This window comes from Micromonospora sp. NPDC005305 (genome assembly GCF_040607315.1).
Classification (GTDB): Bacteria; Actinomycetota; Actinomycetes; order Mycobacteriales; family Micromonosporaceae; genus Micromonospora.
On sequence record NZ_JBEXGL010000006.1, the window covers coordinates 36,743 to 50,196 of the forward strand.

Consider the following 13,454-nt stretch of genomic DNA (forward strand, 5'->3'; position numbering starts at 1 on the left):
AGGGACCTCCGGCCGGCTTTATGTCGAGTTGCGGATTCTTCGTACTCAGTTCGCCATCAGATCGGCGCCACGCCAGCTGAACTCGGGGTCCGACGCGTAGCGCACGGTGATCTTCACGAGATCCTCCGCGTACTTGTTCGCGTGGTGCCCACAGAACACCAGCTCGCTCCCACCCGCCAGAGTGATCCGGAGCTTGCCGGCAGCATTGCAGCGGTCGCACCGTTCATCGGCGGCCGGGGGGCTCACCGTCTCGGGCGGCGGCGTGAGGGTCGGGGTCATCGCCTTCCTCCTCTGGTCGTCACCGATGAACACTCTCTTCGGTTGCTCACCTATCGTGCAACACCCTTCTCGGGCCCTGCCTTCCCTGTGTGCCCGTCGGGGACGGAGGTCACACCTGGCGTGGGAGACAGTGTGCCGTGCACCAAGGGTGCCACGTCAACGATCACAAACGGGCAACCGTCAGGTCACCGGTGAGTGTTCTACGGCTGGTGATCAAACCGACACGTCTGGTTGACGCGTGCCGGTCAGTCCAGGTAGTCGCGGAGCACCTGGGAACGCGAGGGGTGCCGCAACTTGGACATGGTCTTGGATTCGATCTGCCGGATGCGCTCCCGGGTCACGCCGTACACCTGGCCGATCTCGTCCAGGGTGCGCGGCTGGCCGTCGGTGAGGCCGAAGCGCAGGCGTACCACGCCCGCCTCGCGCTCGGACAGCGTCTGGAGGACCTGCTGGAGCTGGTCCTGCAGCAGCGAGAACGACACCGCGTCGACCGCGACGACGGCCTCGGAGTCCTCGATGAAGTCGCCGAGCTGGCTGTCACCCTCGTCACCGATGGTCTGGTCGAGCGAGATGGGCTCCCGGGCGTACTGCTGGATCTCCAGCACCTTCTCCGGTGTGATGTCCATCTCCTTCGCCAGCTCCTCCGGCGTGGGCTCGCGGCCCAGGTCCTGGAGCAGCTCGCGCTGGATCCGGCCAAGCTTGTTGATCACCTCGACCATGTGCACCGGGATGCGGATGGTGCGGGCCTGGTCGGCCATGGCGCGGGTGATGGCCTGGCGGATCCACCAGGTGGCGTAGGTGGAGAACTTGTAGCCCTTGGTGTAGTCGAACTTCTCGACGGCGCGGATCAGGCCGAGGTTGCCCTCCTGGATGAGGTCGAGGAAGGCCATGCCGCGACCGGTGTAGCGCTTGGCCAGCGAGACGACCAGCCGGAGGTTGGCCTCCAGCAGGTGGTTCTTGGCCCGCTCGCCGTCCCGGGAGATCCACATCAGGTCGCGCTGCATGTCGCGGGTGAGCTTCTCCTCGCCCTCGTCGGCGGCGCGCAGCCGCTCGGCGGCGTAGAGGCCGGCCTCGATCCGCTTGGCGAGCTCGACCTCCTGCTCGGCGTTGAGCAGCGGCACCTTGCCGATCTGCTTCAGGTACGCCCGCACGGAGTCGGCGGAGGCGGTCAGCTCGGCGTCCCGGCGCGCCTGCTTGAGCGCCTCGGACTCCTCGTCGTCCCACTCGAAGTCGTTGTCGGTGGCGGAGCTGGCCGCGTCGGCCTCGGCGGCCTGGGTCAGCTCGGCCGGCTCCTCGACCACCACGTCCTCGATCTCGGCGGCCAGTTCCTCCGGGGAGATCTCGCCCTCGGCGCCCTCGCCCTTCGCGCCGTCCTTGGCCGGCTTCGCCGCCGCGTTCTTGGCGGCCACGGTGGCCTTGGTGGCGCGGGTGGTCTTGGTGGCCTTCGCCGGGGCGGCGGCCTTGGCGGCCACCTCGGCGGTGGTGCCGGTGGCGGAGCCGATGGTGCCGGCGGCCTTGCGCGCCGTCGCCTTCCGCGGGGCGGGGGCCGGGGACTCCTCGGCGGCCGGGGCCTGCTTCGGGGCGGGCGCGGCGGCCTTCTTGGTGGTCTTGGCGGTGGTGGCCCGGGAGGCCGGGGTGGCGGACCGGGCGGCGGCCACCCGGCGGCGGGTGCTCGCGGAGCCGTCCACGACCACCGTCACGCCCGCCTCGGAGAGCGCACGGAGGATCTTCTTGGCCTGGGCCGGGGTCACCTCAGCGGACTCGACGGTGCGCGCGAGCTGAGCCGACGTCAGCTGGCCGCCGGCGCTCTGCGCGTGGGCGATCAGGGTGTCGGTGAGCGAGCGAACGTCGGCGCCGGGCTGGCGGGGTTCTGTCACGAATGACCTTCCGGAGGCGAAGAGCGAGCACGGCCGGGTCGTCCGGCACGGCAAGGAACGCGGTGTCGGGCGATGTCGTTGAGGGACCCCCGTGTCCCGGGCCGGCCGGTCGCTGGCGGTCCGTGGCGCGTGGGCAGGGTGAATTGTAACGCCGTCTGCCGCGATCATCCTGCGCCGCACGGCGGACCGGCCGTACGGACCACCGATCAGGCGCAGTTGTGGACTTTGTAAGGATGATACCCGCGCACGAACCGGCAGGTCCGCGTCGTGCCGGAAGGGGACGAACATGATCGCCTCGGCACCTACGCCGCAGGAACTGCTCACGATCGCCGTCGAGGTGGCGCGGGACGCCGCGGCCACCGCGCACCGGATGCGGGCCGAGGGGGTTTCGGTCGCCGCGACCAAGAGCACCGTCACCGACGTGGTCACCGCCGCCGACCGGGCGGTGGAGCGGCAGGTGCTGGAGGCGCTGCGGACGCTGCGCCCCGGCGACGCCGTGCTGGGCGAGGAGTACGGCGCGGGGGAGACCGGCCCGGCCGCCGAGGACGGGGTGCGCTGGATCGTCGACCCGATCGACGGGACCGTCAACTATCTCTACGGGCTGCCGTACTGCGCGGTGTCCCTGGCGGCAGAGGTGGCCGGCGAGGTCGTCGCCGGGGTGGTGCGCAACGTGGCCACCGGCGAGGAGTGGACCGCCACGGCGGGCGGCGGCGCGTGGCGGGACGGGCGGCGGCTGAGCTGCTCCGCCGAGACCGACCTCGGGCAGGCGCTGGTCGCGACCGGGTTCGGCTACGACGCCGGGCGCCGGGCGCACCAGGCCCGGGTGGTCGCCGAGCTGATCCCGCAGGTGCGGGACATCCGCCGGATGGGCGCCGCCGCGCTCGACCTCTGCCTGGCCGCCGAGGGCCGGGTGGACGCCTACTACGAGAAGGGGCTGGCCGCCTGGGACCTCGCCGCGGGCGGGCTGGTCGCCCGGGAGGCCGGGCTGCTGGTGACCGGGCTGTCGGGCCGGCCGCCCGGTCCGGACCTGGTGCTCGCCGCGCCGCCGGCGCTGCACGAGCCGCTGCACAGCCGGCTCGCCGCCCTGGACGCCTCCGGCGGCCCGTGACCGGTCCGCCCGGACGTACGGAAAGAGTGGCCGCCCCGCCGGGGGAGGCCACTCTTTCGCGCTGGCGGGTCGGCCGAACGGCCGGCTACTTCACCGGGCCCGCGCAGGTGCCGGTCGGCGCCTGCGGCGAGCCGAGGTCGCCCAGGGACTGGTTGACCTCGGTGGTGGTGGCCAACTGCTGGAAGCGGTCGCCCAGGATCACGTCGACCGTGTCGTCCTTGCGCTTCAGGTCGGGTTCCAGCTTGGCCTCGTTGAGGAAGTAGGCCCGCAGCAGGTGCGCGGAGCCGACACCCTTGGGGCCGTAGCGCAGCACCGCCACACCCACCACGGCCTTGGGGGCGTTGGCCTCCTTCTTGACCTGGAACTTGCGGTTGCGGAAGTCGTCCGCGATGCTGCCGGCCAGCCCGGCCTCTTCGGTGCCGTTGTAGACGTTGATCTTGACGTCCTTCTGCTCGCGCAGGCGAACGTCGGCGATCGGCCAGCCCTCGGGGCAGTCCGCGGCGGTGCCGGCCTTGCTCTGGGTGTCGCGGACCACCGCGACGACGACGATGACCAGGGCGATGACCGCCAGCAGTCCGACGACAACGAGTGCCCGCACTCGTGCAAAACTCATTCTGGGCGCTCCCCGGACGTGATTGGGTGGCGGCGGCCGCCGGCGGTCGGTCCGCCCCGCCGGCCGTCGAGTACGCCGCTGAGGTTAACGGTTGTCCGGCCGTCGCGTGGAAACAGTCCGACATGCCGGCGCGCCACCGGGGGAACGGGTACTACTACCCCTATCTTCGTGTCGCCTGAGTCACATTGGGAACAACTTCGGGCGCAGGGGCGTACATCTCTGCCGCGAGGGCGGTATACATGCCTCGCCCAAAGGGGGGGTAAGGTTCCGCGCTCGCTGGGGAGTTCCTTCCTGGCGGTCCCGGCCCACGAGGGGTCGGGTCGGGTGACCGACACTTCTGGTGGCCGGCCAGCGGAACCGAAACAGCGTCGTCCGGCGTTACAACCGGAAGCGACCATATCGATATGGGAGAGTGAAACCGATGGCCACCGACTACGACGCCCCGCGTCGCGACGAGGTCGACCTCGGCGAGGACAGCCTGGAAGAGCTCAAGGCCCGGCGCGTCGACACACAGTCGGGCGCCGTGGACGTCGACGAGGCCGAGGTGGCCGAGAGCTTCGAGCTGCCCGGCGCCGACCTGGCCGACGAGGAGCTCACGGTCAAGGTGCTACCGATGCAGCAGGACGAGTTCCGGTGCGCCCGCTGCTTCCTGGTCCACCACCGCAGCCAGCTGGCGGTCGAGCGCAACGGCGAGCTGATCTGCCGCGAGTGCGTCTGACCCCGACCCGAGACACCGGCGGCGGCCTCCTCGACGGGGCCGCCGCTTATCGACCCGCCGTGCGGTGGTGGCCGGAAGCTGCTTGACTCGTACCGGCGGGGATGACGCCCGCGCGGAGCAGGAGGGCGGACGGGTGAGCGAGCGCAGCGAGCGGGCCGACGGGCCGGGCGCCGACGACAGCGGCACCGACCGGCCGACCGACGCGACGCCTCCCGCGGGCGCCGGCGAGTCCGCGCCGCCCGGCGCGGACGCCGACCAGCTCGGCGCGACCGTCGCCGCGCTGACCGCCGACGATCTCCCCCCGGCCCGCCGTCGACAGCTGCTCACCCGGCTGGTCGGCCAGGCCCGCGCCCGCGGCCTCACCGATCTGTACAAGCCGAAGGCCGCGGTCCGCTGGATGGCCGACACCGTCGCCGAGATCGCCCCGCGCGTGCCGATCCGCGACCTGGCCACGCTCCGGAAGCACTTCCCCGGCCTGGACGACGAGGCCCTCGCCGACCGGCTGATCCGCAACGCGTCCCGGGCCACCGCCGGCGTCGGCGCGGCCGGCGGAGGCGTGGCCGCGGTCGAGTGGGCCGTCACTCCGACCCTGCTGTCCGCCCCGGTGCTGCTGGCCGCCGAGACGGTCGCCGTCGTGGCGATCGAGCTGAAGCTGATCGGCGAGCTGCACGAGGTGCACCGGTTGCCGCTGCCCGCCGGCGGCTCGCAGCGGGCCGTGTCGCTGGTGCAGTCCTGGGCCACCCAGCGCGGGGTCAACCCGATGATGCCGGGCGTCGGGGTCAGCGCGGTGCTCGGCACGGCGGCCCGCCGCGAGCTGCGCGACAGCCTGCTGCGCCGCTTCGGCCGCAACCTCACCACGCTCGGCCCGTTCCTGACCGGCGCCGCGGTGGCCGGCTACCTCAACCGGCGGGCCACCCGCACCCTCGGCGACCAGCTCCGCAAGGACCTCCGACACCAGGCCCGCGCCCTGCCCGGCACGCACCCCTGACCAGGGGACGACGCGGGCGGGTCAGGCGGCGTCGCGAGCGGCGATCAGGGCCGCGGCCAGCTCGACCGGGCGGCGCGAGCTGACCACCCAGAACGGGGTGGGGTCGTTGGGGTCGTCCAGCACCACCTGCACGGCGCCGCCGACCCAGGGGCGCTGCACCACGAAGGCGAGCGGGTCGGCGCCGACGCCGAGCACCTCGCGCCGGCCGGCCGCGTCCAGCGGCACCGCGTCCGCGACGTGGCGCACCGGCAGGTGCGCGTCGTCGACCCGCAGCTCACCGGCCCGCACCTCGACCCGGATCCGCCCCAGCCACCACAGCGTGGCCGCCGCCGCCGGGAGCAGCAGCACGAACGGCAGCCAGGCCCGGACGCCGGTCGCGCCCATCCACAGCTCGGCGGCGAGCAGCCCGGCGAGGGCCAGGCCGACCGGCCAGGCCCACCAGGGCAGCCCGAGGCGCTCCGAGTAGTCGGGAGCGGCGGCCACCGGGGCGGCCGAGGATGACGACTGACGCACATCACGAGGGTACGGCGCGCGGCCGGCCGCCGAACCGGCAGGATGGCAGGGGCACCCCCGCAAGGACCGGACGGAAGAGGATGACCGTGACAGACGTCGTACCCGTGCCCGTGCGGCAGCTCGACCCGGAACTGCCGCTGCCGGCGTACGCCCATCCCGGCGACGCGGGCGCGGACCTGGTGGCCGCCGCGGACGTGGAGCTGCCGCCCGGCGGGCGGGCCCTGGTGCCGACCGGCGTGGCCATCGCGCTGCCGGAGGGCTACGTCGGCCTGGTGCACCCCCGATCGGGGCTGGCGGCCAGGCTCGGCGTGACGGTGCTCAACGCGCCCGGTACGGTCGACGCCGGCTACCGGGGTGAGATCCTGGTCAACCTGATCAATCATGATCGGGACACGCCGGCGAAGATCAGCCGGGGCGATCGGATCGCGCAGCTCGTGGTCCAGCGCGTCGCCCGGGCCGAGTTCCAGCCGGTGGTCGAGCTGCCCGCGTCCCGGCGCGGGACCGGCGGGCACGGCTCCACCGGCGGGCACGCCGGGCTGGTCCCGGCTCCGGCGGGCGGGCGGACGGAAGAGGTGGCAGGGTGAGTGCGAACAGCGGAGGGTGGGCGCAGTGATCTTCTCCCGTAAGCGGGCCGAGGGCGCGCGGCACGCGCGTGACGAGCGGGACACCGGGGTCCTCGACACCGAGGAGACCCCGCAGCCGTCGGCCCGCGGCCCCTACGACCTGGCCGAGGCGCCCGACGCGCCCCGGCTCGACCTGGGCAGCCTGCAGATCCCGGCGGTCCCGGAGGTCGAGGTGCGGGTGCAGGCCGACCCGCAGGGCGTGATCCAGCAGGTGGTGCTGGTGCACGGCGAGAACGCCCTCCAGCTCGGCGTCTTCGCGGCCCCCCGCTCCGAGGGCATCTGGGACGAGGTGCGCGAGGAGATCCGGCAGTCGCTGTTCAACGACGGCGCGGCCGCCCAGGAGGTCGAGGGGGAGTACGGCACGGAGCTGCGGGCCCGGGTCCGCACCCCGGACGGCATCACCGACCTGCGCTTCGTCGGCATCGACGGGCCGCGCTGGATGGTGCGCGGGGTCTACCAGGGCGCGGCCGCCACCAGCCCCGACGCCGCCGGCCCTCTCGCGGCCTGCCTGGACGGCCTGGTCGTCGACCGCGGCCCGGAGGCCAAGCCGGTCCGCGAGCCGCTGCCGCTGCGGCTGCCCCGCGAAATGGCCGAGCAGGCCGAGCAGGGCGCGCCGTAACAGCGCGAGGTCTGAGCACCGCGATCCGGGCCCGGTCGAGTCGGCGTGACGCCGGCGACGCCGGGCCCGTCGCGCGTCCGACCCCGGCGGCGGTACGCCCCGACGCCGGTCCCGCCGGCGTGCCGGATCGGCGTACGCTGGCGGGACGGTTCCGCCATCTGCGGGGCCGCGCCGGCGCGGCCGGCCGATCCAGGGAGCCGGCGCGGGCCGGCCGGGGTGGAGAGGTGACGCGGAGGTCATGACGACCGACGAGAGCCGGGTGTCGCTGCGGCGGTTCCTGCAACGGCTCACCGCGAGCGAGGCCGAGATCGAGGCGCAGGAGCTGCAACGGGAGAGCGCCGAGTGTGGCGGCATGCCGGCCCGCCAGTGCATGCGCGGCCAGGTGGTCTCGGTCAGCGGGCGGCTGCGCACGGTGGTCTACACGCCCCGGACCAACCTGCCCACGCTGGAGGCTGACCTCTACGACGGCAGCGACGTGGTGACCCTGGTCTGGCTGGGCCGGCGGCACATCGCCGGCATCGAGCCGGGCCGGCACCTGACCGCCCGCGGCCGGGTGGCCGTACGGGACGACCGCAAGGTGATCTACAACCCGTACTACGAGCTGGAGTCGCCGAAGTGACGACCGGACAGCACACCGAGCCGGAGCTCGGGCCGGAGGACGCGCCGCTGCCCAGCATCGCGGAGCAGATGGCCGACCAGCTCGGCGGCTGGCGGGGTCTGGTCGAGTCGAGCATCCCCGTGGTGGTCTTCGTGATCGCCAACGTGGTGGGCGACCTGCGTCCCGCGGTGATCGCCTCGGTGGCGGTGACCCTGCTGATCGCCGGGCTGCGGCTGGCCCAGCGCCGGCCGGTGCGGCACGCGGTCAACGGCCTGTTCGGCATCGCCATCGGTGCGGCCATCGCCTGGCGCACCGGCGACGAGCGCGACTTCTACCTGCCCGGCATCCTCTACGGCATCGGGTACGGCCTGGCCCTGCTGCTCTCGGCGGCGATCCGGCAGCCGCTGGTCGGCTGGATCTGGTCGGTGCTGGTGGCCAAGGGCCGCTCCGAGTGGCGGGACGACCCGCGGCTGGTGCGCACCTTCACCCAGCTCACCGTGCTCTGGGGCGTGGTGTGGCTGGCCAAGGTGGGCGTGCAGGCCGGGCTCTACCTGGCCCACCAGGACACCGCGCTGGGCGTGGCCCGGCTCGCCCTGGGCTACCCGCCGTACGCGCTGCTGCTGCTGATCACCGTCTGGGTGGTGCGCCGGGTGACCCGGGAGCCCGCGCCGGAGCCGCTGCCGGGGGCCTGAGCCCCCGGGCGGCGGTCGCTCAGGACCGGTTCCGCTTGCGCTCGACGCTGGGCGGGCCGAGGATCACCGCCCGGACCTCGTCCTCCACGGCGGCCGTGCACACGAAGATCAGCTCGTCGCCGGCCTCGATGGGGTCGTCCGGGCTGGGCACCAGCACCCGCTTGCCGCGCAGGATCGCCACCAGCGCCGCGTCCCGGGGGAGCGGCACCGCGTGGATGGGCTGCCCGACGTAGGGCGCGGTGGGCGGCAGGGTGATCTCGACGAGGTTCGCCTCGCCCTGGCGGAAGGTCATCAGCCGGACCAGGTCGCCGACGGTGACCGCCTCCTCGACCAGCGCGGCCATCACCCGCGGCTTGCTCACCGCGACGTCGACGCCCCACTGCTCGGTGAAGAGCCACTCGTTCTCGGCCCGGTTGACCCGGGCCACCACGCGGGGCACCGCGAACTCGGTCTTGGCCAGCAGCGACACCACGAGGTTCACCTTGTCGTCGCCGGTGGCGGCCACGACCACCTCGCAGCCGGCCAGGTTGGCCTCCTCCAGGCTGGCCAGCTCGCAGGCGTCGGCGAGCACCCAGTCGGCGGCCGGCACCCGGTCGGGGCGGAGCATCTTGGGCTGCCGCTCGATCAGCATCACCTGGTGGCCGTTGTCGATCAGCTCCTGGGCGATCGACCGGCCCACGTTGCCCGCGCCGGCGATGGCGATGCGCATGCTCACTGCCCCCCTTCGGGCGGCGCCGCCGCCACCGACGTGACCGAGCCGGTGATGTCGTCGGTCACCAGCATGAAGACCTGGTCGCCCTCCTGCACCACCGTGGAGGCGGTGGGCAGCGTGCCGATCCCGAACCGGATCAGGTAGGCCACCCGGGCTCCGGTGGCCTCCTCGAGGTGCCGCAGGGACCGGCCGATCCAGTCCTTGTGCACCGGCACCTCGATGATCGACACCGTGCTGGTCGGGTCGCGGAACATCTCCACGTTGCCCTCGGGGACCAGGTGGCGCAGCATGCGTTCGGCCGTCCATCGCACGGTGGCCACGGTGGGGATGCCGAGGCGCTCGTAGACCTGGGCGCGGCGCTGGTCGTAGATGCGCGCGGCCACCCGGGACACGCCGAAGGTCTCCCGGGCGAGCCGGGCCGAGATGATGTTGGAGTTGTCGCCGCTGGAGACCGCGGCGAACGCGTCGGCGCGCTCGATGCCGGCCTGCCGCAGCACCTCGCCGTCGAAACCGGCGCCGGTGACCGTGATGCCGGCGAAGTCCGGCCCGAGACGGCGGAACGCGTCCGCGTCCTGGTCGATCACCGCCACCGAGTGCCCCCGGGACTCCAGGCTCTGGGCCAGGGTCGACCCGACCCGGCCACAGCCCATGATCACGACATGCACGGTGTCCGCTCCTCCCACGGTGCCGCACGCTGGCCCGTCGACTGCGAGCCTGCCACGTCCCCGCGCCCGGCGGGGGACCGACCGTACCGCGCGGGCCGTCAGCCACCCCCACCACCCGGCGCGGTGTGGTCGTACTCTTGGCGCTTGTGGCCAGACCCACCTCGCTGCTGAAGCGACTCCTCCTCGGTCGACCGTTCCGGTCCGACCGACTCCAGCACACCCTCCTGCCGAAGCGCATCGCGCTGCCGGTCTTCGCCTCCGACGCGCTCTCCAGCGTCGCCTACGCCCCCGACGAGATCCTCCTGACGCTCTCCATCGCGGGCGCGTCGGCCTTCATCTTCTCCCCGTGGATCGCGCTCGCGGTCGTCGTGGTGATGCTCACCGTGGTGGCCAGCTACCGGCAGAACGTGCACGCCTACCCCTCGGGCGGCGGGGACTACGAGGTGGCGACGGTCAACCTCGGGCCGCGGGCCGGGCTCGCGGTGGCCAGCGCGCTGCTGGTCGACTACGTGCTGACCGTGGCGGTGTCGGTCTCCTCGGGCGTCGCGAACCTCGGCTCGGTGGTGCCGTTCGTGGCCACCCACAAGGTCCTCATCGCGGTCAGCGCGGTGGTGCTGCTGACCGCCATGAACCTGCGCGGCCTGCGCGAGTCCGGCACCGCGTTCGCCATCCCCACCTACGGCTTCGTGATCGTCATCGGCGGCATGCTGCTGACCGGGCTGGTCCGGATCTTCATCCTCGGCCACGACCTGCGCGCGCCGAGCGCCGGGCTGGAGATCCACGCCGAGCACAGCGTGACCGGCTTCGCGTTGATCTTCCTGTTGCTGCGCACCTTCTCCTCCGGCTGCGCGGCGCTCACCGGCGTCGAGGCGATCTCCAACGGCGTACCCGCGTTCAAGACCCCCAAGTCGAAGAACGCGGCGACCACCCTGCTGCTGCTCGGCACCATCGCGGTCAGCATGCTGGTCGGGATCATCTGGCTGGCCAAGCTGACCGGTCTCCAGTTCGTCGAGGACCCGGCGCAGATCGTCTCCGGGCCGGACGGCTACGTGCAGAAGACCGTCACCACCCAGCTCGGCCAGACCGTCTTCGGCGACGGCTCGGTGCTGCTCTACGTGGTGGCCGGGATGACCGCGCTGATCCTGTTCCTGGCCGCGAACACCGCCTTCAACGGCTTCCCGGTGCTCGGCTCGATCCTGGCGCAGGACCGCTACCTGCCCCGCCAGCTGCACACCCGGGGCGACCGGCTGGCCTTCTCCAACGGCATCGTGTTCCTGGCCGTCTTCGCGGTGGTGCTGATCATCGGCTTCCAGGCCGAGGTGACCCGGCTCATCCAGCTCTACATCGTCGGGGTGTTCGTCTCGTTCACCCTCTCCCAGGCCGGCATGATCCGGCACTGGAACCGGCACCTGCGCACCGAGCGGGACCCGGAGGCGCGCGCCCGGATGATCCGCTCCCGGGCGATCAACGCGTTCGGCATGGCCATGACCGGCGTGGTGCTGATCATCGTCCTGCTCACCAAGTTCCTGCTCGGCGCCTGGATCGCGATCGCCGCCATGGCGATGATCTACCTGGTGATGCTGGCCATCCGCCGGCACTACGACCGGATCGCCGCCGAGCTGGAGCCGACCGAGCAGCGCGCCGTGCTGCCCGCCCGCAACCACGCCATCGTGCTGGTCAGCAAGCTGCACCAGCCCACCCTGCGGGCCGTCGCGTACGCGCGGGCGACCCGGCCGGACACGCTCACCGCCGTGACGGTGAACGTGGACGACAAGGACACCCGGGACCTCCAGGCCGACTGGGAGCGGCGTGAGCTGCCGGTGCCGCTGACCGTTATCGACTCCCCGTACCGGGAGATCACCCGGCCGATCCTCAACTTCGTCGCGTCGACCCGCCGGGAGTCGCCCCGCGACGTGGTCACCGTCTTCATCCCGGAGTACGTGGTGGGCCGCTGGTGGGAGAACCTGCTGCACAACCAGAGCGCGCTGCGGCTCAAGGGCCGGCTGCTCTTCGAGCCGGGCGTGATGGTCACCAGCGTGCCCTGGCAGCTCGCCTCGACCGCCAGCAAGAACCTGGACCGGCTGGACGCCACGCTCACCCGTGGCCCGGCGCGCGGCCCCCGGGTGGCCCCGCGCAGCACTCTGCCGCCCAGCGTGCCGCCGGTGGTGTCCGCCCCGCCCGGCGAGAGCGGTGCGGGGGAGCGCCCGTGACCGCGCCGGCCCGGACCGGGCTGGAGGAGGCGCAGCGGGTCGAGCTGACCGTGGACGCGGTCGCCCCGGGCGGGCACTGCGTCGCCCGGGTCGACGGCCAGGTCGTCTTCGTCCGGCACGCGCTGCCCGGCGAGCGGGTGGTGGCCGAGGTGACCGAGCTGCACCGGGGCTTCGCCCGCGCCGACGCCGTCGAGATCCTGACCGCCTCCCCGGACCGGGTCGAACAACCCTGCCCGTACGCGAAGCCGGGCCGCTGCGGCGGCTGCGACCTCCAGCACGTCACCCCGGCCGCCCAGCTCGACTGGAAGCTCGCCGTGGTGCGCGAGCAGCTCACCCGGCTGGGCGGGCTCACCGACGACCAGGTCGACGCGCTGGGCGTCCGGGTCGAGGCGCTGCCGGGCGGGCAACTCGGCTGGCGCTCGCGGGTCCGCTACGCGGTCGACGCGGCCGGCCGGGCCGGGCTGCTCAAGCACCGCTCGCACGAGGTGGTGCCGATCGACCGCTGCCTGATCGCCCACCCGGCCATCCAGGAGCTGCCGGTGCTCACCCCGAGCGGGGCGAGCTGGCCGGACGCCGACGCCGTCGAGACGGTCGCCTCCACCGGCGGCGACGTCAGCGTCGTCGCGTACGCCGAGGGGGCTCCCACCCCGGTCAGCGGCCCGGCCGACGTGCGCGAGGTGGCCGCCGGGCGGGACTGGACGCTGCCCGCGTCCGGCTTCTGGCAGGTGCACCCGGCCGCCGCGGACACCCTGGTCGGCGCGGTGCTCGACCTGCTCGACCCGCGCCCCGGCGAGACCGCCTGGGACCTCTACGGCGGCGCCGGGCTGTTCGCCGCGGCCCTTGCCGGCCGGGTCGGCGACGCCCGGGTCACCCTGGTCGAGTCGAGCCAGAGCGGGGTGGACGCCGCCCGGGCCAACCTGGCCGACCTGCCCCGGGTCGAGGTGGTCGCCGCCCGGGTGGAGACCGCGCTGGCCCGCCGCCGGGTCACCGGCCCGGTCGACCTCGTGGTGCTCGACCCGCCGCGCTCCGGCGCGGGCGCCCCGGTGGTGCGGGACATCGTCGCCGCCGGCCCGCGCGCGGTCGCGTACGTGGCCTGCGACCCGGCGGCCTTCGCCCGGGACGTGCGCACCTTCACCGGGGCCGGCTGGCGGCTCGCCGCGCTGCGCGGCTTCGACCTGTTCCCGATGACCCAGCACGTCGAGCTGGTCGGCCTGTTCCTGCCACCCGACCAGTGACTAG

Annotated in this window: 15 protein-coding genes; 9 read left to right on the forward strand and 6 right to left on the reverse strand. The window is 73.4% G+C overall.

Annotated features, from left to right (window positions below; translation table 11 throughout):
* Window positions 1-45: 45 nt before the first annotated feature.
* A complete protein-coding gene (locus ABZS80_RS12280; RefSeq protein WP_013284786.1) occupies window positions 46-279 on the reverse strand; it encodes a hypothetical protein in 234 nt (77 codons plus the stop codon).
* Between the two features lie 245 nt (window positions 280-524).
* On the reverse strand, window positions 525-2,156 hold the full coding sequence (locus ABZS80_RS12285) for an RNA polymerase sigma factor (protein ID WP_355055775.1): 1,632 nt from the start codon (window positions 2,154-2,156) through the stop codon (window positions 525-527).
* Window positions 2,157-2,442: 286 nt separating this feature from the next.
* Here ABZS80_RS12285 and ABZS80_RS12290 point away from each other — a divergent pair, with 286 nt between their 5' ends.
* On the forward strand, window positions 2,443-3,264 hold the full coding sequence (locus ABZS80_RS12290; RefSeq protein WP_355055776.1) for an inositol monophosphatase family protein: 822 nt from the start codon (window positions 2,443-2,445) through the stop codon (window positions 3,262-3,264).
* A gap of 85 nt (window positions 3,265-3,349) precedes the next feature.
* Here the strand turns inward: ABZS80_RS12290 and ABZS80_RS12295 are convergent, their stop codons facing one another.
* A complete protein-coding gene (locus ABZS80_RS12295; RefSeq protein WP_355056031.1) occupies window positions 3,350-3,862 on the reverse strand; it encodes a LytR C-terminal domain-containing protein in 513 nt (170 codons plus the stop codon).
* A gap of 436 nt (window positions 3,863-4,298) precedes the next feature.
* Between ABZS80_RS12295 and ABZS80_RS12300 the strand changes: the two genes are divergently transcribed.
* The gene (locus ABZS80_RS12300; RefSeq protein ID WP_091269374.1) at window positions 4,299-4,595 is read left to right on the forward strand and encodes a DUF4193 domain-containing protein; all 297 of its coding nucleotides are present in this window, start codon (window positions 4,299-4,301) and stop codon (window positions 4,593-4,595) included.
* 133 nt (window positions 4,596-4,728) lie between these two features.
* On the forward strand, window positions 4,729-5,583 hold the full coding sequence (locus tag ABZS80_RS12305) for a hypothetical protein (RefSeq protein WP_355055777.1): 855 nt from the start codon (window positions 4,729-4,731) through the stop codon (window positions 5,581-5,583).
* A 21-nt stretch (window positions 5,584-5,604) separates the two neighbouring features.
* On the opposite strand, the gene ABZS80_RS12310 is transcribed toward ABZS80_RS12305, so the two are convergent.
* Entirely contained in the window at window positions 5,605-6,096 is a 492-nt protein-coding gene (locus tag ABZS80_RS12310) for a DUF3093 domain-containing protein (protein ID WP_355055778.1), read from the reverse strand.
* 86 nt (window positions 6,097-6,182) lie between these two features.
* Between ABZS80_RS12310 and dut the strand changes: the two genes are divergently transcribed.
* The 4 genes from dut to ABZS80_RS12330 all read left to right on the forward strand — a co-directional run bounded on the left by dut (window position 6,183) and on the right by ABZS80_RS12330 (window position 8,628).
* On the forward strand, window positions 6,183-6,680 hold the full coding sequence (dut, locus tag ABZS80_RS12315) for a dUTP diphosphatase (protein ID WP_355055779.1): 498 nt from the start codon (window positions 6,183-6,185) through the stop codon (window positions 6,678-6,680).
* Window positions 6,681-6,705: 25 nt separating this feature from the next.
* The gene (locus ABZS80_RS12320) at window positions 6,706-7,338 is read left to right on the forward strand and encodes a DUF3710 domain-containing protein (RefSeq protein ID WP_355055780.1); all 633 of its coding nucleotides are present in this window, start codon (window positions 6,706-6,708) and stop codon (window positions 7,336-7,338) included.
* Window positions 7,339-7,576: 238 nt separating this feature from the next.
* Window positions 7,577-7,957, forward strand: coding sequence for an OB-fold nucleic acid binding domain-containing protein (locus ABZS80_RS12325; protein ID WP_355055781.1), 381 nt, complete (start codon window positions 7,577-7,579; stop codon window positions 7,955-7,957).
* Window positions 7,954-8,628, forward strand: a complete 675-nt coding sequence (locus tag ABZS80_RS12330) for a DUF3159 domain-containing protein (protein ID WP_355055782.1) — start codon at window positions 7,954-7,956, stop codon at window positions 8,626-8,628. The genes ABZS80_RS12325 and ABZS80_RS12330 overlap by 4 nt, the downstream gene beginning before the upstream one ends.
* A 19-nt stretch (window positions 8,629-8,647) precedes the next feature.
* Here ABZS80_RS12330 and ABZS80_RS12335 read toward each other — a convergent pair whose 3' ends face one another.
* Window positions 8,648-9,337, reverse strand: a complete 690-nt coding sequence (locus ABZS80_RS12335) for a TrkA family potassium uptake protein (RefSeq protein ID WP_355055783.1) — start codon at window positions 9,335-9,337, stop codon at window positions 8,648-8,650.
* 2 nt (window positions 9,338-9,339) lie between these two features.
* Complete coding sequence (locus ABZS80_RS12340) at window positions 9,340-10,005, reverse strand: TrkA family potassium uptake protein (RefSeq protein WP_355055784.1); 666 nt, start codon at window positions 10,003-10,005, stop codon at window positions 9,340-9,342.
* 146 nt (window positions 10,006-10,151) lie between these two features.
* On the opposite strand from ABZS80_RS12340, the gene ABZS80_RS12345 reads away from it, so the two are divergent.
* Together ABZS80_RS12345 and ABZS80_RS12350 are read left to right on the forward strand one after the other, a co-directional pair.
* Complete coding sequence (locus ABZS80_RS12345) at window positions 10,152-12,215, forward strand: APC family permease (RefSeq protein ID WP_355055785.1); 2,064 nt, start codon at window positions 10,152-10,154, stop codon at window positions 12,213-12,215.
* Window positions 12,212-13,450: a TRAM domain-containing protein gene (locus tag ABZS80_RS12350; protein WP_355055786.1), complete on the forward strand. Its 1,239-nt coding sequence runs from the start codon at window positions 12,212-12,214 to the stop codon at window positions 13,448-13,450. The genes ABZS80_RS12345 and ABZS80_RS12350 overlap by 4 nt, the downstream gene beginning before the upstream one ends.
* Window positions 13,451-13,454: the final 4 nt, after the last annotated feature.

Bases quoted from the DNA above. Each gene is read 5' to 3' on its own strand.
- ABZS80_RS12335 (WP_355055783.1), bottom strand. From the start codon at position 9,337: ATGCGCATCGCCATCGCCGGCGCGGGCAACGTGGGCCGGTCGATCGCC.
- ABZS80_RS12290 (WP_355055776.1), top strand. From the start codon at position 2,443: ATGATCGCCTCGGCACCTACGCCGCAGGAACTGCTCACGATCGCCGTC.
- ABZS80_RS12300 (WP_091269374.1), top strand. From the start codon at position 4,299: ATGGCCACCGACTACGACGCCCCGCGTCGCGACGAGGTCGACCTCGGC.
- ABZS80_RS12325 (WP_355055781.1), top strand. From the start codon at position 7,577: ATGACGACCGACGAGAGCCGGGTGTCGCTGCGGCGGTTCCTGCAACGG.
- ABZS80_RS12280 (WP_013284786.1), bottom strand. From the start codon at position 279: ATGACCCCGACCCTCACGCCGCCGCCCGAGACGGTGAGCCCCCCGGCC.